Annotated in this window: 17 protein-coding genes and 2 pseudogenes; 11 read left to right on the top strand and 8 right to left on the bottom strand. The window is 56.7% G+C overall.

From position 1 onward, the window contains the following. Positions 1–2: 2 nt before the first annotated feature. Positions 3–371 carry a hypothetical protein gene (locus AC2FLP_RS19325; RefSeq protein WP_496685677.1) on the top strand — a complete coding sequence of 123 codons (369 nt, stop codon included), beginning with the start codon at positions 3–5 and terminating at the stop codon, positions 369–371. Between the two features lie 22 nt (positions 372–393). On the opposite strand, the gene AC2FLP_RS19320 is transcribed toward AC2FLP_RS19325, so the two are convergent. The 4 genes from AC2FLP_RS19320 to AC2FLP_RS19305 form a co-directional block, all read right to left on the bottom strand. Then, positions 394–1,578 carry an amino acid aminotransferase gene (locus AC2FLP_RS19320; protein ID WP_496685679.1) on the bottom strand — a complete coding sequence of 395 codons (1,185 nt, stop codon included), beginning with the start codon at positions 1,576–1,578 and terminating at the stop codon, positions 394–396. Further along, on the bottom strand, positions 1,578–2,432 hold the full coding sequence (gene sseA, locus AC2FLP_RS19315) for a 3-mercaptopyruvate sulfurtransferase (RefSeq protein WP_299900267.1): 855 nt from the start codon (positions 2,430–2,432) through the stop codon (positions 1,578–1,580). Before sseA ends, AC2FLP_RS19320 begins: the two co-directional genes overlap by 1 nt. Positions 2,433–2,525: 93 nt before the next feature. Then, complete coding sequence (locus tag AC2FLP_RS19310) at positions 2,526–2,795, bottom strand: CBU_0592 family membrane protein (RefSeq protein WP_496685682.1); 270 nt, start codon at positions 2,793–2,795, stop codon at positions 2,526–2,528. Then, positions 2,792–3,355, bottom strand: coding sequence for a helix-turn-helix domain-containing protein (locus AC2FLP_RS19305; RefSeq protein ID WP_496685685.1), 564 nt, complete (start codon positions 3,353–3,355; stop codon positions 2,792–2,794). Before AC2FLP_RS19305 ends, AC2FLP_RS19310 begins: the two co-directional genes overlap by 4 nt. A 107-nt stretch (positions 3,356–3,462) precedes the next feature. Here AC2FLP_RS19305 and ilvD point away from each other — a divergent pair, with 107 nt between their 5' ends. Continuing rightward, positions 3,463–5,295, top strand: coding sequence for a dihydroxy-acid dehydratase (gene ilvD / locus AC2FLP_RS19300; RefSeq protein WP_299900273.1), 1,833 nt, complete (start codon positions 3,463–3,465; stop codon positions 5,293–5,295). 199 nt (positions 5,296–5,494) lie between these two features. On the opposite strand, the gene AC2FLP_RS19295 is transcribed toward ilvD, so the two are convergent. Further along, positions 5,495–6,313, bottom strand: coding sequence for a sulfotransferase family protein (locus AC2FLP_RS19295; protein ID WP_299900275.1), 819 nt, complete (start codon positions 6,311–6,313; stop codon positions 5,495–5,497). Between the two features lie 143 nt (positions 6,314–6,456). On the opposite strand from AC2FLP_RS19295, the gene AC2FLP_RS19290 reads away from it, so the two are divergent. Then, positions 6,457–8,034 (top strand): DUF5928 domain-containing protein, encoded by a 1,578-nt coding sequence (locus AC2FLP_RS19290; RefSeq protein ID WP_496685688.1) that lies wholly within the window; start codon positions 6,457–6,459, stop codon positions 8,032–8,034. 391 nt (positions 8,035–8,425) lie between these two features. Further along, positions 8,426–11,950 (top strand): flavoprotein, encoded by a 3,525-nt coding sequence (locus AC2FLP_RS19285; RefSeq protein ID WP_496685690.1) that lies wholly within the window; start codon positions 8,426–8,428, stop codon positions 11,948–11,950. Here AC2FLP_RS19285 and AC2FLP_RS19280 read toward each other — a convergent pair. The 3 genes from AC2FLP_RS19280 to AC2FLP_RS19270 all read right to left on the bottom strand — a co-directional run bounded on the left by AC2FLP_RS19280 (position 11,947) and on the right by AC2FLP_RS19270 (position 17,408). Next, positions 11,947–13,110 (bottom strand): hypothetical protein, encoded by a 1,164-nt coding sequence (locus tag AC2FLP_RS19280; protein WP_496685692.1) that lies wholly within the window; start codon positions 13,108–13,110, stop codon positions 11,947–11,949. The genes AC2FLP_RS19285 and AC2FLP_RS19280 overlap by 4 nt on opposite strands. 20 nt (positions 13,111–13,130) lie before the next feature. Further along, a complete protein-coding gene (locus tag AC2FLP_RS19275; protein WP_299900286.1) occupies positions 13,131–16,406 on the bottom strand; it encodes an adenylate/guanylate cyclase domain-containing protein in 3,276 nt (1,091 codons plus the stop codon). 108 nt (positions 16,407–16,514) lie between these two features. Then, a complete protein-coding gene (locus AC2FLP_RS19270) occupies positions 16,515–17,408 on the bottom strand; it encodes a LysR family transcriptional regulator (RefSeq protein ID WP_299900289.1) in 894 nt (297 codons plus the stop codon). An 87-nt stretch (positions 17,409–17,495) separates the two neighbouring features. Here AC2FLP_RS19270 and AC2FLP_RS19265 point away from each other — a divergent pair, with 87 nt between their 5' ends. The 7 genes and pseudogenes from AC2FLP_RS19265 to AC2FLP_RS19235 all read left to right on the top strand — a co-directional run. Then, complete coding sequence (locus AC2FLP_RS19265) at positions 17,496–18,953, top strand: aldehyde dehydrogenase family protein (protein ID WP_496685695.1); 1,458 nt, start codon at positions 17,496–17,498, stop codon at positions 18,951–18,953. Continuing rightward, positions 18,953–19,927 (top strand): membrane dipeptidase, encoded by a 975-nt coding sequence (locus AC2FLP_RS19260; protein WP_496685697.1) that lies wholly within the window; start codon positions 18,953–18,955, stop codon positions 19,925–19,927. Before AC2FLP_RS19265 ends, AC2FLP_RS19260 begins: the two co-directional genes overlap by 1 nt. A 4-nt stretch (positions 19,928–19,931) precedes the next feature. Next, positions 19,932–21,620, top strand: a complete 1,689-nt coding sequence (locus tag AC2FLP_RS19255; RefSeq protein ID WP_496685699.1) for a hypothetical protein — start codon at positions 19,932–19,934, stop codon at positions 21,618–21,620. After that, complete coding sequence (locus AC2FLP_RS19250; protein ID WP_496685701.1) at positions 21,617–22,246, top strand: DUF3726 domain-containing protein; 630 nt, start codon at positions 21,617–21,619, stop codon at positions 22,244–22,246. Before AC2FLP_RS19255 ends, AC2FLP_RS19250 begins: the two co-directional genes overlap by 4 nt. Before the next feature lie 11 nt (positions 22,247–22,257). Beyond that, positions 22,258–23,274 (top strand): Ldh family oxidoreductase, encoded by a 1,017-nt coding sequence (locus AC2FLP_RS19245; RefSeq protein ID WP_496685703.1) that lies wholly within the window; start codon positions 22,258–22,260, stop codon positions 23,272–23,274. Between the two features lie 63 nt (positions 23,275–23,337). Then, positions 23,338–23,670 (top strand): annotated as a pseudogene (locus AC2FLP_RS19240) (transposase); the annotation flags it as partial. Between the two features lie 75 nt (positions 23,671–23,745). Next, positions 23,746–23,856 (top strand): annotated as a pseudogene (locus tag AC2FLP_RS19235) (transposase); the annotation flags it as partial. Positions 23,857–23,991 lie beyond the last annotated feature (135 nt).

The following is a 23,991-nucleotide window of genomic DNA, read 5'->3' as shown; positions in this document are numbered from 1 at the left end:
CAATGCCGAACGCACCGCGCACACTTGTTGGCACAAGCCTGAAATGGACTGGGGTCCACCACTCCGGACATGGCGATTTCGAAGACTTATCGACACACACGGTCAGTTACGAAACCGAAAACACCTGCTATGTCACCGCGAACGGCATGCTGGCAGGCGAGGCGGATTACACATATCGCCGCCTTGATGAACAGGTCGGCATATGTATCTACCACCCGCGAGAGTATCAGGGCAGAACTGATGTCGTGCTAAACGCCATATTCGACTTTCGCGCGATGAAAGATCGGGCCGTGATAACCGCAGGTGGAAACCCATTCGCCGTGGCTGACGGGGATATGCAGTTCGTCAAAACTCCGCCACGCCCGGGCTGAACCAGACGTGACGGTTGTCCGGTCAAACCCCGACGTCGACAATCGCCTTGGCCAGGATCGGCACGGTTGTCGCGTTCAGACCGGCGATGTTCAGGCGGCTGTCGCCGACCATATAGATGCCGTGATCGACACGCAGTTTCTCGACCAGTTCCGGGGCCGCCCCCAAGCGTGAGAACATGCCACGGTGCTGGGCGATGAAACCAAAGCGGTCCGAGCCGCTCAGACGCTGCAGCTCGTCGGCCAATTGCTGACGCAAATCCAGCATGGACAGGCGAACCTCTTCCAACTCGGTGGCCCAGTCTGCGCGCAACGCTTCATCCATCAGAATGGTCGTCACAACACGTGCGCCGTGGTCAGGTGGAAACGAATAGTTTTGGCGGTTCAGGAATGACAGCGTCCCTTGGTTCAATGCGGTCTGCCCGGCATCGGCGCTGATGGCCATCAGCAAACCAGTGCGTTCGCGGTACACGCCGAAATTCTTCGAGCACGACGCCGCTATGAGGCATTCCTTGACCGAAGATGCGACCAGACGTGTTGCTTGCGCATCCTCTTCCAGACCGTCGCCGAAGCCCTGATAGGCGATGTCGATCATCGCTACGAGGCCAAGTGCGTTGATCAGGTTCACGACTTCCTGCCATTCAACCATGTTGAGGTTGGCACCGGTCGGGTTGTGGCAGCAACCGTGCAGCAGAACCACGTCACCCGCCGTGGCGGTCTTCAGGTCTTCGATCATGCCGTCGAAATCGACGCCACGTGTGTCACCATCGAAATAGCGGTATTGAACCGTCTCGATCCCCAGGTAGTTCAGGATCGACAGGTGGTTCGGCCATGTCGGGTTCGTCACAAACACGCGGGCTGACGGGTTGGCCATGCGGATCATCTCGAACGCCTGACGGCAGGCGCCGGTGCCGCCCGGTGTCGCCACAGCCGCGATATTGCCGCGCTGAACCGACGTGCCGAGGATCAACCCGATCATCGCATCCGCATAGACCGGATCGCCGGCCAGCCCGGTATAAGCCTTGGTGTCCTGCTCTTCCCAGATGCGCCGCTCGGCCGCTTTGACGGCGCGCATGACCGGGGTAATGCCTTCTGCGTTCTTATAAACGCCAACACCCAGGTCGATCTTCTGATCGCGCGGGTCTTCGCGGTACATCTGCATCAGCGCCAGGATCTTGTCGGCAGGCTGCGGTTTCAGGTTCTCGAACATCAGGTCTCTCCGGTTGCGACGGGCAGGGTCGGGAAGGCACCCCATTCAGCCCATGAGCCGTCATAAAGCGAGTGGTCTTTCTTGCCCATGCGCTCCAGCGCAAGGCTCAGGATCGCGGCAGTCACGCCAGACCCGCACGAGGTGATCGCCGGTTTCGACAGATCGACGCCCGCAGCCTCGAATATGGCGCGGCACTCTTCCGGCGACTTCATGGTGCCATTGGCGTTCAGCAACTGGCCAAAAGGGACATTGCGTGAGCCCGGAATATGGCCCGAACGCAGACCCTCGCGCGGCTCGGCTTCGGCCCCGGCAAACCGGCCGGCAGAGCGGGCGTCGATAATCTCATGATCACCAAGCTTGGCGGCGGCGGACACTTGCGTGACGTCCCGGACAAGCTGGTTTTGTACCCGAACGGTCATATGACGATCACGGATGACCGGCGGCAGATCTTCAACCTCGCGCCCTTCCGCCTGCCATTTGGGGAACCCACCATCCAGAACCGCGATGTTTTCCTGCCCCATCAGACGGAACAGCCACCAGACGCGTGCAGCCGACATCAGCCCAGCGCCATCATAAACCACGACCTGATGACCATCGCCCACACCCATCGCCCGCAGGCGCGACATGAATTTCTCGACCGGAGGCGCCATGTGCGGCAAGTCGGAACGGTGATCTGATATCTCATCAATATCAAAGAACCTCGCACCGGGGATGTGGCCTGCATCATATTCGGCCTTTGCATCACGATTTTGTGCGGGCAAGTACCACGACCCGTCCAGAATCCGCAGATCCGGATCCTTCATATGCGCGGCCAGCCATTCGGTAGATACGAGGGTTTTTGGATCGTCCTGCATCAAAGCCTCCCCAAAGCGAGCTTGGAATTTCCCTATACCCGGCAGCTTGGGGGTTCAAGACTGGATAGCGCTAGCGCCTGTTAACCGCTGGATTTATCGCACCCGGCGCAGGCGGACGTGCTGAATGATACCGATGATACTGATCACGATCCAGAATCCCTCGATCAGCATCGAGGCCAGATTGAAATTCTGCAGCAGGGAATAGACGATCAGGACGGATCCCAGCAGGTTGATCACCGGAAAAGCCAGATCATCCGAATTCATCATTCGCATCTGCGTCGCGAAATATGCGGCCACCACGATCAGTGCTCCGAACGAGCCGATGACGTCCACGATGGTCAGGTTGTCGAAAAATGCGGTCATGTAGGGTTCCTGCCGTTTTCAGGAAACTCTGTGTCTTGGGCGTAATGATGCATGTTCAGAAATGCAGCGCCGTGCACACCGGCACGGTATCCGTGCGGCACATCTGCCGCAAACCGCAGACCCTGCCCTGCCTGCAAGGAAACCCATTCCCCATCACGAAGAATTTCCAAAGTGCCGCTAAGGACAAACACTTCCTCGGTCACCCCGGCAGCATGCGCGGGCGAGTCGTGACTCTGGTTTGGGTTAAGACTCACGTGAAAGGTTTCGGCCCCCAATGCATGATCGAAGGGGAAGACGATCTTTACCTCGATACTGCCGGGGAAAGTCACGGTCTGAAAGACCGATGGGTCGCCCTGCATTGTGTCGATCAACGCGCTCAAGGGCACCTGGAACCCTTTGGCGATCTTCCAGAGCGTGGCAATCGTCGGGCTGGATTCGCCCCGTTCGATCTGACCCAGCATGGCTTTGCTGACACCCGTCATTTCCGCCACCTTGGACAGGCTCAGCCCAGATGCCGCGCGTACATCCCGTAACTTCAGCGTAATGTCGTCCATTGCCATCGTGTCGTCTTTCGAATCCTCTTGTGCGTTATAGCGCACATGTGATACGTGCGCTATAACGTACGAACCCCAAGACATGCAACCCGAGGCAATAGGGAAACAGCATTATGCCATTGTACCGATCCAGAACCTCAACCCATGGCCGCAACATGGCCGGCGCACGTGGCCTTTGGCGTGCCACAGGCATGGGTGACGATGATTTTGGCAAACCGATCATTGCCATCGTCAACTCGTTCACCCAGTTCGTGCCCGGTCATGTTCACCTGAAGGATCTGGGCCAGATGGTTGCGCGCGAGGTTGAAGCCGCTGGTGGTGTTGCAAAAGAGTTCAACACGATCGCGGTTGATGACGGCATCGCAATGGGCCATGACGGCATGCTGTATTCGCTTCCTTCCCGCGAAGTCATTGCGGACTCGGTCGAATACATGGTCAACGCGCATTGCGCGGATGCGATGGTCTGCATTTCGAATTGCGACAAGATCACCCCCGGTATGCTGATGGCTGCTATGCGCCTGAACATCCCGGCCATTTTTGTCTCGGGCGGGCCCATGGAGGCCGGCAAGATCGATATCGCTGATCTGGATGCCAAAAAAATCGACCTCGTCGATGCGATGGTGGCCGCGGCAGACGACAAGTTCACGGACGAACAGGTTCAGCACATCGAAGAGAATGCCTGTCCGACCTGCGGGTCCTGTTCGGGCATGTTCACCGCGAACTCGATGAACTGCCTGGCCGAAGCGCTGGGTCTGGCCCTGCCGGGTAACGGCTCGACACTTGCTACACATGCCGACCGCAAAGAGCTTTTCCTGGAGGCAGGCCGCCGGATCGTTGAGATCACCAAGCGCCATTACGATCTGGACGAAAAGGGTTTCTTGCCGCGCGAGATCGCCACCTTTGACGCGTTCGAAAACGCCATGAGCCTCGACATCGCCATGGGAGGGTCGACCAACACGGTTCTGCATCTGCTGGCGATCGCCCATGAGGGTGAGGTTGATTTCACCATGACCGACATGGACCGCCTGAGCCGCCGTGTTCCCTGCCTTTGCAAAGTCGCGCCCAACACCGAAAACGTGCACATGGAAGACGTCCACCGCGCCGGTGGTATCTTCTCGATTCTCGGAGAGCTCAGCCGCGCAAGCCTGCTGCACGAAGAATGCAGCACGGTACATTCGGCAACGATGGGCGAGGCAATTGCCAACTGGGACATCAAGGTCGCCAATAACCCTAAGGCACAAGAACTGTTCAAAGCCGCCCCTGGTGGTGTGCGTACCACACAAGCGTTCAGCCAGTCCAACCGGTACAAGGAACTGGACACCGACCGCGAAGGTGGCGTGATCCGTTCGAAAGAACACGCGTTCAGTCAGGATGGCGGTCTGGCCGTTCTGTTCGGTAATATTGCCCGCGACGGCTGTATCGTGAAAACTGCTGGCGTAGACGCAAATATCCTGAAATTTACTGGCTCGGCTTACGTGTGTGAAAGCCAGGATCAGGCAGTCAACGACATTCTCACCGGCAAGGTGAAAGAAGGCGACGTGGTGGTGATCCGCTATGAAGGCCCGCGCGGCGGCCCGGGGATGCAGGAAATGCTGTATCCGACGTCATATCTGAAGTCTAAAGGACTGGGTAAAGCCTGCGCCCTGCTGACCGATGGTCGTTTTTCGGGCGGCACATCCGGTCTGTCGATCGGACATGTATCACCCGAGGCGGCCGAAGGCGGTGAGATTGGTCTGGTGCAGAACGGTGACACGATCGCGATCGACATCCCCAACCGCACCATTCATCTGGCGGTTTCGGATGAAGAGCTGGCAGAGCGTCGCAAGGAACAGGACGCAAAGGGTTGGGAGCCTGCCGCGCCGCGCAAACGCAAGGTGTCCACTGCGCTCAAGGCCTACGCCAAGCTGACGACCAGCGCGGCGAAAGGGGCAGTACGTCAAGTCTGAACATCTGCGGAACCGGTTTACTGACTCAGCAGACCGGTAAATCGGCCGCCCACAGGAACTCCCGCTCCCATATCGCACCATCAGCTTCGCTGAGGCTGCATTTGGCTTTGGGCCCGGCGCCGCGCAATGCGCGGCGCCGGGCCCAACCAGAGGAGATGTTTCGCAAGAAATATCGACGATGGGCGGGAGCACCCTACCGTCAGTCGCCCAACTTGGCGTGAATTTCGTCCAAATCAATTTCGCCGATCGGCATCTTGTTGGCCGGGTTTTCGAAGTCGTATTTGAACAGCTCGAAATCCTGCTTGTAGATCTCATAGACCAGATGCATCGACAGATCGTCGAAGTAATCCTCGACCGGATGCGCACGTTTTGGTCCGTGGCCTTCTGATTCATTGAACCGTGGGATCTCGGACAATGTAACCGAGTGCTTCAGCTCGACATTGTCCAGAACATACCGCATCCCGTCGTTGAACGCTTCGGTCCAGAAAATCCGGTCATAATGACCGCCGTTCACGATGAAAGTAGACACGTGGCCTGACATCGCAGACCAGTGAATGTCCGGGTCCATCGGACGCCGCCACCGGATCGTATCGCGCGCAAACAACAGAAAACGGCGGAAGCTGGCGATCTGGTCAAACTCTCCTTTGCCGTCGTCACCGCCCACTTCGATCCCATAGTTGTAGATCAGCGTCGGAACCAGATTGCCGCGGTATCGCTTACCGTTGCGCTGAATGCCGCAGATCTTGTCAAAGAATGAGCTTAGGATGCGGGTATAAGGATTGCGCACGCAAGTAAAAGAATACGACGCGTGATTGCGCACATTGTTCGATATCAGGCCCTGACTCTGATCAAACGCCCATTTATGCATGCCGTCCTTGGCGTCATGGATATCACCATCGAAAAACTGACCATGGTCCGAATAATACATGATCTGACCAATGGTCGAGCAGGCACATTTGGGCACCACACGGTACACCATGCTTTCGCTCTCGGTCATCCAGGTACCGGGAAACCCCATCTGCTGCGCCTCCTTCGCTGGCCTGGTCTCGATCCGATACACCAGCTTTTGGTAACAAAGAACCAAAATTATTCTGTTTATTCAATCGTTCATCCTCAGTATCACGGTTGAAATCAGGCAGAAACGGATATTGCGTTATCACTATGGCAAAAGTCGCCTATATATTGCTGTGTCACAAGGACCCCGAGGCCATCATTGCTCAGGCCGATCAACTGACCGCAGCTGGCGATTGCATGGCCATCCATTTTGACGCCAGCGCCAGCGCCAAAGCATATGAACGCATTCGGTCCGCGCTGGATCAGAACCCCAATGTGACCTTTGCGAAAAAGCGCGTCAAATGCGGCTGGGGCGAATGGTCTCTGGTGCGGGCCACGCTGAACGCCCTGCAAGCCGCCGTCGAAACTTTCCCCCGCGCCACTCATTTCTACATGCTGTCCGGTGACTGCATGGCGATCAAAACGGCAGAATACACGCACCGTTTTCTGGATGAGCACGACAAGGACTTCATTGAAAGCCACGACTTTTTTGCCAGCAACTGGATCAAGACCGGCATGAAGGAAGACAGGCTGATCTATCGCCACTACTTCAACGAGCGTACGCAGTCCAAGCTGTTTTATGCGGCCTATGAAATGCAAAAGCGCCTTGGTCTGACACGGGACATCCCCCAAGACATTCAGATGATGATCGGCAGCCAATGGTGGTGCCTGCGTCGCAGAACAGTCGAAATGATTCTGGATTTCCTGCGTCAGCGCCGGGATGTGATACGGTTTTTCTCGACCACGTGGATACCTGATGAAACCTTTTTTCAGACCCTGGTGCGCCACCTGATCCCGAAAAGCGAGATTGAAAACCGAACGCTGACATTCCTGATGTTCTCGGACTATGGAATGCCGGTCACGTTCTACAACGACCATTATGACATGTTGCTGGGCCAGGACTATCTGTTCGCGCGCAAGATCAGCGCAGAGGCGCTTGAGCTGAAAGACCGTCTCGGCTCGCTGTATGCGAGCGAGGGTGTTGATTTCCCTGTCTCGAACGAGGGGCGCAATCTGTATGCGTTTCTTACCGGTCGAGGGCGCATCGGCCGCCGGTTCGGACAACGCTTTTGGGAGGCTGGAAGTACGCTCGGCCCTGAACGAGAACTGTTTGTGATCGTCTGCAAGAAGTGGCATGTCGCCAAACGTCTTGTCGACCAGATCGCGTCGGAAACGGACATCCCCTGTGTTGAATACCTGTTCAACGAAGAACATACTTTGCTGCCGGAATTGGGCGGGATCGAATCCACCTTGGCCAAGCGTTCCCGTCACCGGCGCGCCGTTCTGGGCCTGTTGTTCGACAGTTTCGGGTCAAATCAGCTGTCGCTGTGCCTAGACCCAGCCAATCTGGACGCACTTGAGGATTTTTGCAACGACCAGGCCAAAACCCATGTGCTTGAGATCGAATGCGAATACTCGGACGAATATCTGATCGGCCACGCGCGTCGCGTCGGGCTTGCCGGAGACAACAGTCCAACGGAAACCGTTGCATCTCTGCTGCCGACTCTTCGCAACGATCTGAGTTACGAATCCGAACAGATCCGTGCCGCTCGGCTGGGCAATTACCTGCGCCTGCGGGAAACGGCACCGCGCGCCGAAAATGAAGCGGTTATTGCCAAGTTTCTTGGGGTCGACGAAAAAACAGCCCAGGCCATTATGCGGTTGGACTACCTTTTCCTCGACTAAACCAAAAAAAGCCATTCATTGATTGCTGCCTGCGAGCAGGCACCGTTGGCCCGTGCATTCCATATCTCGGATGGCAAATGTTCCGCCACGCAAGGCACCCTCAGCCCCTGTAACTGCACTCGTGATTTTTATTCAAAAATCAGATACTGTGCAGCCAATTGGGCCATTTTGTTCAAACTTTTTCCGTCAGCAATACGGCCCTTGCCAGGAAAAGCACGGAAAGCAGACAGGTCTTTTATTCTGAATGGCCGGTATCTGAGCTTCGAAGAACCAGAAAAACTGGCTGATCGAAGATTGAAGTATTGAAACGCAACTCCGGGGGGAAACAGTTGTGCCCATAGATCAAATTTCAAAATCAAGATCATACATCCCAAATGACGCAGACTGGAAGGTGATATATGATGTCCTTCCGGGGAACCCAGCCGTCATCAACCCGCATTTCGAGTGCATCGAGGTGACCGGAAACACGGTTCTGCCAGCGAACGGCATGTATATCGTGCTGCGCGGCGTGGTTCAGTTGCGCCAGAACGGAAATCCATTGGCCAGTGCGGATGTCGGCGATTACTTCTATGAAGAACACCTGCAGATCTCGGATATCCCCGTCAGCCTGGAAGCGCTTGCGCTGGACGGAACCCGGCTGGCGTACCTGTCCAGCAAGAACTGGCTTCAGATACCAGAAAGCATCCGGCAACCCTGTTTTGCAACGATGTTTGGTGATCTGGTCAGCGTTCAGTTGCATAATTTTCAACAGCCAATCAATTGTTGCAGTGTCACCGCGGCCGCCCTCAGCATGTCGGCGCTGGGGTTCAGCTGCGAAGTGAATGACATCTTCCGCGAATGCGCATTGCCTTCGTCATTTGTCGTGAACGATGGAATCTCGCTGGGCGAGCTTTTTGACGTCGCCTGCACTTACATCCACACACAAGGGCTTCGCGAGAGGGTTCAGGTTCAGGCCTATTTCATGGACGCAGACACAACCAGTGTGCCGCTGTTGCTTGAGGCGATCGACGAATCCAACCGCCTGGGCGGTGACAACGACATTCTGGTGGCGAATTTCCAGGTCGGTGTCGCCCATGGCAAAGACAATATGCCCGGCGGCCACTTTGCCGTCATCGCCAAGTGCAACCCAAGCACGGGGCTGGTGCATATGATGGATGTGCATCCTGAAAAATACGGCAAGCTTTGGGTAACAACCGTGGAGCGGTTGTGGCAAGCCATGTCAGATCGAGACGGAACCTCGATGCGGTCCCGCGGCCTATTGCGGTTTTCGGCAAGGGCAGCGGTCAAGACGCATCTGAAGACGTTCAAGCAGCGGTGCAATTACGTGGACAGCACGCGTTACCTGGCAAAAGATCCCAAGAAACGCCGCAACCTGTTCCGCCGGGCCACGCCCAATATGAACTCATTGGGTGTGTTGGCGGAAAGCCTCGCCATTCACGGCGACAACAGAGTGGACGAGGACGAGCTGCTGCGGGCGACAGAGGCATCGTTTACGGATGCCGTCAGCCGGGTCGCCACTGCCGAAGACATGCATGACATGGCGCAAAAATACCTTAGCCAGTCAGAGAACGTGCATCTGAGCAGTTCGTTTCAAAGCTTTGAAACCCGTAACGATACATCGATCCAAACCCCGCAAGACTGGTTCAAGGCACTCTTGAAAAGCCTGAACACCAACAAAGATCGTCACCTGATGATCAATATCGATTTCAATCGCGTCACCGGGATCGAAGCGATCCGCCCGCCGGACAACGTGTACCGGGAAACCGCCCTGCTGGAAGAGTTCTGGTGTCTTTGCATTGCTTATGACGAGGACCAGGACGTTGTCACCATAGTCGACATGAGCCCTGCGACATCGCAGGTCTGGCAGGCACCGCGCGGCAACATCTTCCGCGGGTTGCGCGATCTGGAAGACCCCGCATTGGTGATGATCGAAGAGATCGACCCGCCCGAAGACCCAAGCGATGTTGCCAGTATCATCAAGCACAATAAGATGGTTCTGTTCTACGAAGATGAGGACCCCTGGTCCTACATGCTGCGCAGCGTTCTTTCGAATATCGGGGCAACAACCGTCAAGCAGATCGATGTGGGTGGACGCGATCCCAATATGATCAGGATGCGGCGGCAATTGGTGACACTCGGCGAAAGACCAGATCCGCCATATTTGTTTTTCAAAGGCGGGTGCATCAGCAAAAGCGATGAGCTGGAAGACATTGTGGACATGATCAGGGCCGGTGAATTGCAGGCTAAGATGCGCACGGAAGGGTTGCCTGTATCAGAGCTGAATGAGACCCCTAGCCTTGAAAAGAACCCGTTCGGCTATCCCAAAGGAGTTATGAATCAGGTCAACGCCGGCAAGCGAAACGTATTGTTGTGCGCCTGCGGGTCGTCGGCGGCAGATAAAATCCCGGAACTCGTCGAACGCATCGTCGATGCAGGGCATAACGTGAAACTGATCCCCTCCGTCTCGGCCGAGAAGTTCTTTCGCGATTTCGGGGCCGAGCGGATCGACGCCAAGATCACCCATCATGACTATTATCGCGACGATGATGAGTGGAATTTCCGCTACTTGAAATTTGACATGCCGGTGCGGGCATCGCATCTGGCGCTGTGCGACTGGGCCGATTGCGTCATCGTGGCGCCCATCACCTGCAACACGATGGGCAAAGTGGCCAACGGTATTGCCGACAACCTTCTGACCTCGGTCTTTGTGGCGTGGCAGTATCAGAAGAAACCGGTGATCCTTTGCCCCGCCTGCAACACGAACATGTGGAACAACATTACCACGCAGAACAATGTCGACAAGCTGAAAACGCTGGGTGTCGACTTCATCGGGCCGCGCGAAGGTCGCCTGTCAAACGGCCGGATGGGTATCGGCATGATGGCAACTCCGGACCAGGTCATGGAAGCTTTGGCGGACGCCTTCGAGGAGTTGGACGATCAAAAATATCGCGTCTGCAAATGGGCGCGCGAAGCTGCCGCCGCCGATGACATCAACGAATGGAAACGCGTGTTCCGCGCCATCGACGAAGAGATCGTCGGCGTCAACATCGTGGACGAAGCCCATGGCGATTCCCTGCTGCACTATGCAGCCGGTGGTGAAGGTGAGCTGAACGAAAGCGGCCATGATCTGGGCAAGCCGGATTATGAAGCTGCTCAGGACCTGATCGATCGTGATATCGACGTCAACATTGTCAACGATCACGGGTTCACGGCATTGCATGTGGCGGTGATGAACAAGGCGCCGAAGATGGTCGAGATTCTGCTGGGTGCTGATGACATGGATGCGACCTCGTGCATCGAATTCGTTCAGGGCATGCAGATCGAACCCGAAATCCGAACCATGCTGGACGCTTGGGCGAAAGATCACAACCTGAAGATGGCCGACCCTGAACAGGATCGTGACGAAAGCTTCGTGGCCGTCAAAGAACCCTCTTACCTGTATTTCACCTATGGGTCCCTGAAGCAGGGGTTCCCCAATCATGACGCACACAGCAAAGTTCTGAACGACTTCGTGGGAATGGCGCGCACCCGGCAACCGATGCCCCTGATCATCCCGAAGGAACCATTCTGCGACAATCCCAACTGTGGGTATCTGCATCGCATGGCAACGCTTGTGGATCAGCAGGGGATGGGCAAGCAAGTGGGTGGAGAAGTCTACCGTGTCACCGAATCCGGCCTCAGCGAACTGGACCGGCTGGAGGGGTATCACGGCCCCGGCTCACCCCAGAATGTCTATGTCCGCAAGAAGATCAACGTCGTCGTCGAGGGTGTAATGAAACCTGCCTACGCCTATGTGATCGCGGATCCGGAAAAGTACCTGAAAAGCTGGCGCGAGGGCACATCTGAAGTGGTAAGCGACTACACGCTGGATATGGCGCAGGGCGAACCCAAACCCGGGTTTGAACCCGTGGTCTAGCATTCTTGCGTGCTGATCGGTGGCGGTTCGGAACTGTTCTTGATGCTGAGATTATAGGCCGTGATCGCCACCATGCACAGCAACACGAAAGGCCAGAAACTGGCCTTTGGAATCAGGTTGTCCCGATAGTGGATGATCCGCAGCGACGGCACCGCCTCTGAGGCGAAAAGGTAGGTATTGATCGAAACCGCCAGCAGCAAGAAATACATAAGGAAAAAGAACGACTCCATGTAGATCACAGGTGAGCCTGCAAATCCTTCGCGCAGCTGCACATGGGCCAGCAGGATCACGAAGAACAGAACCGAACAGGTGCCGATCACGCTGGACGTGCTGAAGTCATGTCGCTCCACCAGACCCTCGCGGCGCGTGACGGTCATGACCGCACCGAACAGCAGCATCACCACAACAAGCAATGGAATCATGTGAACGATGAACGCGTTTGCGAAATTGCGCTTGATAACGAAGTTGTAATGCAACTCGGGTGCGTTGGTTTGGTATGCGTTCTGTCGTATGCCCAGCGTCGTATCCAGATTTGACAGCTTGTAATCGAAATAGGTGTTTTCACGCTCCCACGTGCCCATCACGATCCGGTTGTCGATCCCAAAGATGTCATCCGGTCCGGTCGCCGGATAAGCCTCAAAGTCGGGCACCAGCGCGACATTGACCTCAAAAGAGGCCGGCCAGAACCGTACCCAAACCGTTTTGTGATCGAAGGGGTAACTGGTGTAGTCGAAGCTCTGGCGCAGAGTTTGTTCGAAATACCAACCAATCAAAACGCCGTCGGGTTGCGGCAACCGATAGGCCTGTTCGATAAGGCCGTTTGCCGTATCGACCGCTTCGGGCAGAAGAAACCCAGCCTCACCTTCGGCAGGAATGATCGCATCATGTTCACCTGCTTTGTAGTGCTGCCAGATATAGCCGGTAAGCTGTATATCGCTGGCGCCAAGAAAGCTGAAAGACTTTATGAAAATCCCCGTTCTCAAACGGTAGTCCGGTGCAACGTCCAGCTTGCACAGATATGCATCTACCGCAGCCTGATCAGGCAGTTGTGTCGGGTCTCCTTCGAAATGGTTCAGTTCGATCCAAAGCTTGAGCAACAAAGCGGCCAACCCAAAGGTCAGCAAACCCGAGATAAGCCACACCTTTCTTTCGACGCTCATTCAGCCACCTGCCTTGCCGCCTATTCTGCCAGAAAATCCGCTCGGCCCAGCAACGATTGCGTGATGCCCATCGCCGCAAACTGCTCATTCAGATCGGCAAATCCGCTATGCTGTGACGGTGGGATATTCTGCTTCCCGCTCTCGGCCAATAGTCGTGCTTGACGAATGGACAGGTCAACCATTGGCAAAGGCTCATTCTTGGTGAACGCGGCAAGCCCATCCGCATATTCAATTGCGGCATCCCAATCACCGCGCGCCAGCATGACAACGCTGGCATCGGGGTAAAAGTGCAAATGGCTGTGGCCGACACATCCCTCGGCGATGATCTCAGAGCCCAGCTTCAAAAGGCGTGTTTGCTCATCCGGGTCCGTTTCGGCCATCGCAAGGGCTGACAGGGCCTTGGGTCCAACAAAACTCCGGCCATGTTCAAGCGCAATTTCGACTGCTCGCAGACCAGTTTCACGTGCGCGCCCCGCTTGACCGGCATACACCTGCGTTCTGGCCAGGTGTTCCAACGCCTGTGCTTCAAGGCGTTTTGCCCCCACGCGCTCTGCGATTTCGGCAGAGACACCAAAGGCTTCAAGCGCACGGTCGAGACTGCCCAGAAAGGTCTCGGCCACACCAAGGCATGTTTGCGCGACGCATTCCGGAACGAAGGCAAAATACGTCTGCGAGATTTCAATCGCCTCGTTGGCATCTGCTCTGCCCTGCCCGACATCCCCCGTATAGCTGCGCGCAACACTGAGATTGTGGAGGTTGGCCGCAAGGTCTCGAACCAGCCCTTTTTCACGCGCCCGTTCAACGGCTTGAGTGTAGAATCCTGTCGCCGTCTTCATCGTGGCATTCATGAAATTGGCGTCGCCAAATCCACTTAGGGCGCCGACTTCCAGACGAGCAGACTCGAGCTTGCGAGCCAGCGAGAGGGCGCGTTCGTTGGCCTTCAGCGCTTCGGTGTTCCGACCCAGCGGGAAGTAAACGTTACCGCGCACGTAGTTTATCTGAGCCACATCTTCTTCAGACCCGCAGCGCTCTGCCGCTGCCTCAGCAATGTCGAGCGCTTCCAGCGCGTCCTGATACAGGCTTGCTTGCCGCGCCGCCTGCGCCAACCCGGTATGCGCCCTCGCGACTTGTTCATCGGTTTCCGCCAAACTGGCCGCGTCCTTGAACTCCTCCAAGGCTTCGTTTGACAACCCCTGCAACCGATGCGTTTCACCCCGCGCGCACAGCAGGTCAAATCGGACACCCGCCGGGGACGGCAATTCCAAAGCACGCTCGATCAATGGGCTGGCGTCGTCGAACCGGAAGGCTTGGATCAATTTATCCGCAGCCTCCAGATAGGCTTGCGCTGCGTTATTGGCTCCGGCCCGGTCCAGATGCTGGGCGCGCAAGGTGGCATCTCGATCCTCGAACCACTGAGCCGCCTGTCGATGCAGACGGGCCCGTTCGGATTTGACCAAAGTAGCATAGGACCCGTCCCGGATCAGCGCGTGGGCAAACATGAGATCAGGTCCGGCCTCTCGGATCAACGCCGACCGGATCAGGTTACTTGTGTCCAGATGTCCTTCGCCCAGAATGAAATTCAGAACTTCGGGCGAGAACCTTTGACCCAGAACCGATGCGGCCTGAAGGGCGGTTCGACTGGTGCGATCCAATGCATCCAATCGCGACTGGACGATACCCTGAATACTTCCGGGCACACTTTCCTGCTTGAGTACGTCTGTGTTGCGCAACAGCTGTTCCAGAAACAACGGGTTGCCGCCCGCCCGTTGCACACATGTTTCCAGCAAGTCCTGATCGATGGCCCGGAACTCTTCGACCAGTTGCCTGACATGCTCCTCTCCCATAGGCGCCAGTTCCAGCTTTGACACCAGCGCGCCGTCCGTCGCCATCTGCCAGTCCCTGTCGATCGGATCGCCCTCGGCTCGACTGGACATCATCAACACACAGGGAATATTCCGCGTCGCTGCGGCGATATGCGAACAGGCCGTCAGGATGTCAGGGGTCGCCCAGTGGATGTCCTCAATCTGAATAAGCAGGGGCGATTCCTGGCTGCTGGCCGAAAGCAGTTCCTCAAGAACCTGACGCCGACCCCGCAGGCGGGTCTTGTTGTCCATCACGGCATAGACCTCGGCCAGACCCGGGTCTTGCTCAAGCTCAAGCAAGGCATTGAGATGCGCGGCGTTGGAAGGACTGACCCAGCCCCTGCTGATCGCGTCTTTTGCGACAGCCGCCCCTGTTTCCGCCCCATCCGACGCTTCAAGTCCCAGAATGCTGCGGGCGACGGTCTGAATGGCTGAATGACCTTCGCGCGCACCGAAATCCACCACAACGCCGTTGTGGATCGTGTAGGACAGGCTGGTGGCCAGTTCCGCCACCTGCTCGGACAGGTGGGTTTTTCCAATTCCGGGTTCGCCCAGAACGATATGTACTTCACCTTTGCCATGGCGCTGGCACCGGTCGAACGTGGCTGAGAAAATCGACATCTCACGCTCGCGCCCAATGAATTTGTGCCGTCTCGTTCGAATGTTCCTGGCCAACCGGTCCAGACGCCAGACCTCAACCGGTTCGTTCAGCCCCTTGATCGCCTTGACCCCGATGGAGTCGCCCACGAACAACGGACCCAGCGCGCGTTGAATGTCATGTGAGACCAGCGTTTCCCCTGCCGCTGATATGTCCGTGAGACGGGAGGCCAAGTTTACACCATCTCCTGTCACCGTGTATTCCGTATGTGACTGGCTGCCGGTTGAACTGGCAATGACCTGACCCGAAGAGATGCCGATATGGCAGGAAAGCGGCGGCGATAACGTCGGAAGAACCGCGTGAATTTCAGCCGCAGCGCGTGCTGCCCTTTCCGTGTCGTTGGTATGTGAGATCGGCGCCCCGAAAACAGCCATGACCGCATCACCAATATGCTTGTCGATGCGACCCCCGTATTTTTCGACCACATTGTCCACTTTGCTGAAGAACTGATTGAGCAGCGCGTGCAGATCCTCGGCATCCAGTTCGCTGGAAATTTTCGTGAACCCGGTCAGGTCAGCAAACATCACCGTGACCTGCCGCCGCGCGGGTTCATGCGGAGCCGTTGGTTCAGGCTCTGCCGCGGTGTGGGCGGAATCAAGTTGCTCGATAGCACGCAAAAGCCGCCGACGATCGCCGACAGCAGTAACACCGATTTCGATCAGATCCTCTGCCGTCAAATCTGGCAGAATGGAAAAGTCGATCTTGTTGTCAATGAAGGCCTGCGCGTACTCGTTCAATCCATTTGCGCTCAACCAGCCCCTCAGGTCTTGAGACATATCGCCCCTCTGAAGTCCCCCACTTCAAGCGGGAACCTAGCATGGCAGCGGGCCCGAGTCTGCAAAAACCAAATTAATTCGTGATTTTGAGCAGGGTTAATCCATTTTTCATGCGTTCACCTGGCTTGCATTTCCAAACCCGCTCGACAGAACAAATGAACGGCAGGCCTCGGAGATTTCTCGAAATCGCGCTCTTTCCCTTACATAAAGATACACCTCGCGCCTGTCCGGCAAATCCGAAATCGGACGAAAGGCAACTGCGTCCGGGATGAATTGCGCGACGGTCTGCGGCAGGACCGTTATCCATTGGCCTGCTCTGACCGTCGTGATCAGGGAATGCGTGTTGTGAATAGTAACCTCGGCCCCGTCCAGAATCTCTCTGAAAGACGCGGACTCGATAAAGTCACACAGGGCGTTTCGAACGAAAGGCTCAGCCACCAGATCCGAAATGGCTGGCGGTTCTGCCCGTGTCATCAGCGGATGATCGGACGCTGCAACCAACCCGAAGCGATCCTGAAACAGCGGCTCTGCACTGACCCCGTTTAGTGGATGATGGCCGGACGCAATGCCGATATCAGACGTGTCGCCGGCAACCGCATCCAAAACCTGCTGCGAATCTCCGTCACGCAACTCGATCTTCAGGCCGGGAAAGCGAGAAGTCATATGATCCAGCAGGGCAGGAAAGACCAACGCCCCCACGGACGGCACCGATACGATACGGATCAACCCATGCTCGGCCTGTGCCGCCAGTTCAATGTTCTGAACGGCCTGGTCAAAATCCCGCACCTGTTTGAGTGAGAGGTCAAGAACTTGCTGACCCAGCGGCGAAAGGTGGTTTTTCCGTTCCCCTTCAAACAGCTTCTTGCCCAGATGCTCTTCGAATTGCTTCAGCATCATTGAGACGGCAGATTGTGTCCTGCCCAGACGGCTGGCTGCCTCGGCAAGATTTCCGGTTTGTGCCACGGTGCAAAAGCACCGCAGCATTTCTACTTTCACGGCCATACTTCAGTCTTTCTGAAGTTTACTAAAGTTATTTGAGTTTGACTGATATCGCCAGCAAGTTCCATTCTTTCGCAAACTGAACTTACGATGTTGGGGCCTGACGTGACCAAACTGAATCTGATTGCCGGCGAATGGCTGGCGGGTGAAAGCGAAATTGAAAACCGCAATCCATCGGACCTGAGCGATCTGGTCGGTATGTTCGCGCAGGCCAGTGCCGATCAGCTTGAGGCAACGCTGGACCAGGCGCGTGTGGCACAGTTGGAGTGGGCTGCCTACGGGTTAGAGCGCAAGCAGGCCGTACTGAACGCCATCGGCAACGAACTGATGGCCCGTGCCGAGGAACTTGGCACATTGCTGAGCCGCGAAGAAGGCAAGCCGCTGGCCGAAGGCAAGGGCGAGGTTTACCGTGCCGGTCAGTTCTTCACTTACTATGCTGCCGAATGTTTGCGACAGATCGGTGAGAACGCCGATTCCGTGCGCCCGGACATCGAGGTTGACGTGCGCCGCGAGGCTGTTGGCGTGGTTGCCATCATCAGCCCGTGGAACTTCCCCACCGCGACGGCCTCGTGGAAGATCGCCCCGGCGCTTTGCTATGGCAATGCGGTTGTGTGGAAGCCCGCCAATATCACCCCTGCCTCGGCCGTGGCACTGACCGAAATCATCACGCGGCAAGACATCCCCAAGGGTTTGTTCAGCCTGGTGATGGGCTCGGGCCGTTCCATCGGTCAGTGTCTGGTGGAAAGCCCCAAGGTCAATGCGATTTCATTCACCGGATCGGTTCCCGTGGGTAAAGGCATTGCTGCTGCGGCGATCCAGAACCTGACCAAAGTGCAGATGGAAATGGGGTCCAAGAACGCGCTGGCCGTGATGGACGATGCCGATTTGGATTTGGCGGTGACGCTGGCACTGGGCGGGGCCTTTGGCGGTACCGGTCAGAAGTGCACCGCTTCGTCGCGTCTGGTCGTCCACGCGGGCATCCATGATGCCTTCGTCGAAAAACTGGTGGCCGGTGCACAGGCCATGAAGGTTGGCCACGCGCTGGAGGACGGGGTTCAGATGGGTCCGGTCGTCAGCCAGCAGCAGTTGAATGAAAACCTCGCCTATGTCGATCTGGGCAAATCCGAAGGCGCCGAACTGGCCTGTGGTGGTCAGCGGCTGGAGATGCCCCATGACGGTTTCTACATGTCGCCGGGCGTATTCCTGAACACCACCAACGATATGCGCATCAACCGTGAAGAAATGTTTGCGCCTCTGACATCCGTCATCAAGGTCGGCAGCTATGACGAGGCGCTGAGCGTGGTCAACGACACGAATTTCGGCCTGACCTCGGGCATCGTGACCAAGTCGCTGGCCCGCGCCACCCATTTCCGTCGCAATGCACGCACCGGCGTTGTGACAGTCAATCTGCCCACCGCTGGTACTGACTATCACGTGCCTTTCGGCGGTCGAGGTGACAGCTCGTACGGACCACGCGAACAGGGCAAGGCGGCGGCTGAATTCTACACGACCGTCAAAACCGCCTATATCAGCGCGGGCCCTGTCTGATGCGAATCGACGGCCTGCAATATGCCAACTGGTCGGAAAAGATCTTCCGCCAATTACGCGAAGGGGGCGTGGACGCGATCCACGTCACCATCTCCTATCATGAGAATTTCCGCGAAACGGTTCTGAACTTCGAGAAATGGAACCGTTGGTTCGAGCAATACCCGGACTTGATCATGAAAGGCCGGTGGGCCAGCGATATCGACACAGCTCATGAAACAGGCCGAACCGCAGTGTTCTTCGGATTTCAAAACCCGTCACCCATCGAAGACGATATCGGACTGGTCGAAATCCTGCACGATCTGGGCGCGCGGTTCATGCAATTGACCTATAACAACCAATCCCTGCTGGCGACCGGTTGTTACGAGGCCGAAGACACCGGCATCACACGTATGGGCAAGCAGGTCATCAAAGAGATGAACCGCGTGGGCCTTGTGGTCGACATGAGCCATTCGGCAGACCGTTCCACGATCGAGGCGGCTGAAATCTCGGACCGGCCCATCGCGATTACACACGCCAATCCGCACGAATGGTCCCCGGCCCTACGCAACAAGCGGCATGACGTCATCCGCGCGGTAACGGAAAAAGGTGGGATGCTGGGTTTTTCGGTCTACCCTCACCACCTGAAGGACAAGTCCGATTGCACGCTGGAGGGCTTCTGCGAAATGATCGCCCGCACTGCCGATAAATACGGGGCCGAACATCTGGGGATCGGCACTGACTTGTGTCAGGATCAGCCCGACAGCGTCGTTGAATGGATGCGTGTGGGGCGCTGGACGAAAGAAATCGACTATGGCGAAGGCTCGGCCTCGGCTCCGGGCTTCCCACCAATGCCGGGCTGGTTTCAGGACAATCGAGACTTTGGCAACATCGAAAAAGGGTTACGCGCGACCGGCCTGAACGATGACGAAGTGGCCGGAATCATGGGCAGGAACTGGTATCGGTTCTTTGCCGAGAACTTCGTCCCACAAAGGTAACCAAATGGAACCACACGCGCAGACAGAGATCGCCAGACGTGACCCAGCCACGGTCATGCGGTTGTCACGGTTGGGATCGCTACACCAATGTCGGCTCAGCTTTATGCGGCAACTGACCCGCCGCATGGCCGAAGAAAACTGGAGCTTTTCACGTCCCGCGTTTGAAATTGACGACAGAGGTGTAGGTCATGCGGTCTATACCGCGCAAGGCCCCGATCGGGCATATTCGCTGGTCGCCTTTGCCCACGACCTGCCACCCGAACAACGATCCGACCGGGTGATCGCCGAGGCTTGGGATGCCACCTTCACCTTGTTTGACGGCATTCCAACGGCGAAAGATATCGATCGTCTATCGCAGAACGTTCCATTGCAAGAAGCCGGACGTGTCAGCGAAGCCGAACTGTCCCTGTCCCGAGCCAACCGTTCCGTGCGGCTTTGGGCTCATGTGGTGGATCGTCTTGCAGTGGGGCAGCAACCCGATCTCGAACAGATCTACAAGGTCGGCTATCTGATGCGGACCACGGCAGTTTATGGGTCGGGCAAATTTGGCGCAGCGGACCGTGAAAAGACAGCCTGCCGGGCTGAAGTCAGCGGTCCATTCCAGATCGAGATGCTGTCAGTCTATCTGACCCGCGCCTTTGTGCGCGATCTGGTGCAGCATATGGCGCAGGTCAAAGGCGGAGATCGGACCGCAGAGCTTGATGCAGACATCGCCCGTTGGTTGGGCATCGGAAATTCGACTGGTCTGGGTATGGCTCCATTCATCGTCAATCACCCGGTGTTGTTCAACAACTGGATCATGGTGCGGGAAGAGGCAATCTCGCGCGTTCGGTCTATTGGGGCGGCTTCGGTTAAGGAGGCCCGCACATTTCGCGATATCTTTACGCGCAGCAAACAGTCAATCGCATGGTGGCAGTCTGAGCATCCCGTTCAGATTAGAAAGCTGGCGGCCCTGAATTCGGATCTGCAAAAAATCGAAGAGTATCTGGCCAAGGATGGCCTGACACAGGACCACCCCTGGAACCGTCTGATCTGTTGGTCCAAAACCACGCTGACCGAAGAAGGCCAAGAGCTGCTGGCCTCTCTGATCCTTGAACCTTATGGCACGCTTGTTGACGGGCTTGCGAGTTGCATGGCGGACACCAACACGGCCGCGCAGGTGATTGATGGTACAATGCCGGTATCGGCGGTGCGTGCGTTGATCCGGAACAGTTTTGACTGGGCCCTGAACCTTGATTGGACCGCCGCCGAAAACTGCGCGCGTGCGTGGTACGTATCCGAAGAAAAGCTGGAACCCCGACTGGGGGAACGGTTCGAAGAACCGATCTCGGATTATGAACAACCTCTTGCACCGGCACGGGATGCGACCTTGGCTTTCGATGCAATGCAGGACTGGCCTGATGACACTCCGATAGCAGAGTTTCTGTTGCGCCATCCGGAACACCGCCATACCGTACGCCGCGCACAAATCAGCCGCATCGCACCGTACGGTGAAATTCGTGACAACACGATCAGCGCGCAGGTGATGCCCATTGATATGCTGCGCGCCAAACTGTCCTTCTTTGGTGCAACGCATTTTGACCCGCGTTCGGATCGGTGGGTGCGTATCTGCATGTATGCAGGTGCACCCTACCCGGATGAGCTGAACACCGGGAACGCCGATCTTTGGGTTTATCCGGAGGTTGTGCAATGACCTTCTCGTTGAACGAAGTAGAAGCCACCGCCAAACGCGCAACCCGTGGGGCCGGATATGCCTGGGGTGTGGCGGAAGAAGCCGCAAAAGCAACCCGATGGCTGTGCGCCCAGGGGTTCGACGGACCCGCGATCCTGGCTCAGCTGCTCCGGCGCGAATTTGTACCCGGCTTGGAACATCACGTTCCAGAGGTCCAGAACGGTATATGGACCAGTGAACAGGACCTATGCCCGCTGATGACCGGAACGGCTTTGTCGGACTCTCCGACTGCGCTGTCCCAAGGCGCGGTTTCGGTTTCAAACGTTGCCGCGCCGCTTCTGCTGCTTCCCTTTGTCGCCACTATGGCTAAAAGGCGAAAGACAATCCTGGAAGTCACGATCGACGGTGTTTCCGCGAAAACAGATGGCATTCATCTAAATTGTGAAGACTTCGGAACGGACCTGGCTGACCGTGTCGTGATAGCCGAAGTTGACCACATTCAATCCGCTCGTTCCATGCATAGCCGCGCTGCTCCAAATCCTGAGACCTGGCAGCTCCTCAACACCGTGGCGCATCGCACCTACGCTCCCGCAACTGAAGAATCCCGACTGCTTGGCGCTGGTTCAGGCTTGTCAGACAACGATTGAAGGATGATCCGATGACTGAAACCAGAACTCTCTCGCTTGCCGAAATCGAAGAGCTGTCCTTCAATGCGCTGGTTGCCGCCGGCACAAGCGAAGAAAACGCACGCCCTTTGGCTGTTGCCACAGCCGCGACCGAGGCAAACGGCGTTGCCAGCCATGGGCTGGCGTATATCCCGATCTATTGCGAGCATGTTCAGTGCGGCAAGGTGGACGGTCAGGCAAAACCGGCCCTTGAAACCCCGCGTCCCGGCCTCGTCCGGGTCGATGCCAAAACCGGGTTTGCACATTCGGCCATTGATCTGGGTTTTGAGGCGTTGATCCCGGCGGCACGAGAACAGGGTATCGCCGCATTGGCAATTACCAACAGCTACAATTGCGGTGTTCTCGGCTATCACACTTATCGGCTGGCCCAGGCAGGGCTGGTTGGATTGGGGTTCACCAATGCGCCAGCATCCATCGCACCTTCAGGCGGATCGAAACCTGTTGTTGGTACCAATCCGTTCTCCATCGCTGCGCCGGGTACGGATGGTCAACCCGCGCTGCTGATTGATCAAAGCGCCAGCACCATCGCCAAGAGCGAAGTGATGAAGCATGCACGGGAAGGAAAGGCCATTCCCGTCGGATGGGCGCTGGACGCTGACGGGAACCCGACAACGGACCCTAACGTTGGTCTGAAAGGCAGCATGGCCCCTTCGGGCGGCTACAAAGGCGTGGGTGTTGCTTTGCTGACCGAAGTCATGGCCGCTGCCCTTACGGGATCAACACTTGGGTTGAACGCTTCGCCTTTTTCCGGAACTGCCGGTGGCCCCCCAAAGACCGGGCAGTTTTTCATTGCGATTGATCCCGCAGCGTCGTCCGGTGGCGCGTTTTCGAACGCCATGGCGACTTTGATTGAATCGATCAGAGCTCAGGACGGTGCGCATCTGCCCGGCGATGGCCGCCGCAGGAGCCGACTTGCATCAAGCAAAGCGGGTGTCGCAGTGAATTCCGCAACCCTGTCAAAGATTGAAGGAATTATCGGGTCAGACTAGGGTCAGGCTGCATTGATTTTTGGTGCGCCGCGTGATTCACGGCTGTCAAAACCGAGCGGTGACCTGAGCGACCTTTGTTGGCTAACCGACGAGCTGATGGCGAAGCGCGCGCCCTTCTTCCGGAAGTGGCGCGGCAAGCCTCGGGGTGATGCCAATCGGGTGTTGAGTGGGATTATCTTCATCAATCGCAATGGTTTGCGCTGGCGAGATGCCTCTGGCAAATACGGGCCTCACAAGACGCTTTGCAGTCGATGAAAGCGTTGGAGCCAGAAAGGCATCTCCGCGCGGATCTTGGCCGGTCTGACCACCGTGCACGGCGAAGAGAAGACGGTCCTGATTGACGCAACCTATCTAAAAGCAGACCGCACTACGACCAGTATGGCCGCAAAAAAGGGGGCGTGGCCGCCCGACACAGTCCCCTGAAATCATGCCATTGAGATGTTAGTAATCCGTCCAAGAAAAGGATGGCTCATGAAACGCAGAGTTTCAGACGAACAGATCATTGGAATGATCAAGGAGTACGAGGCGGGCGTGAAAGACCAGGAGCTTTGTCGCCGCTACGGCATCAGTGATGCGACTTTCTAAAAATACAAAGCAAAGTTTGGCGGCATGAATGTGTCGGATGTCAAGGAATTTGCGGGCACCGTTGCAGCGCCGGATGCGGATGCCCCAAGCGCAAGGAGCGCCCCTTGGAGCGCTAAGTTCTTGATATTTTAC

The organism is Ruegeria sp. CDSA141 (assembly GCF_059612005.1).
The sequence above is the reverse complement of the archived record's forward strand: the minus strand, read 5'-3'. Positions and strand labels throughout refer to the sequence as shown.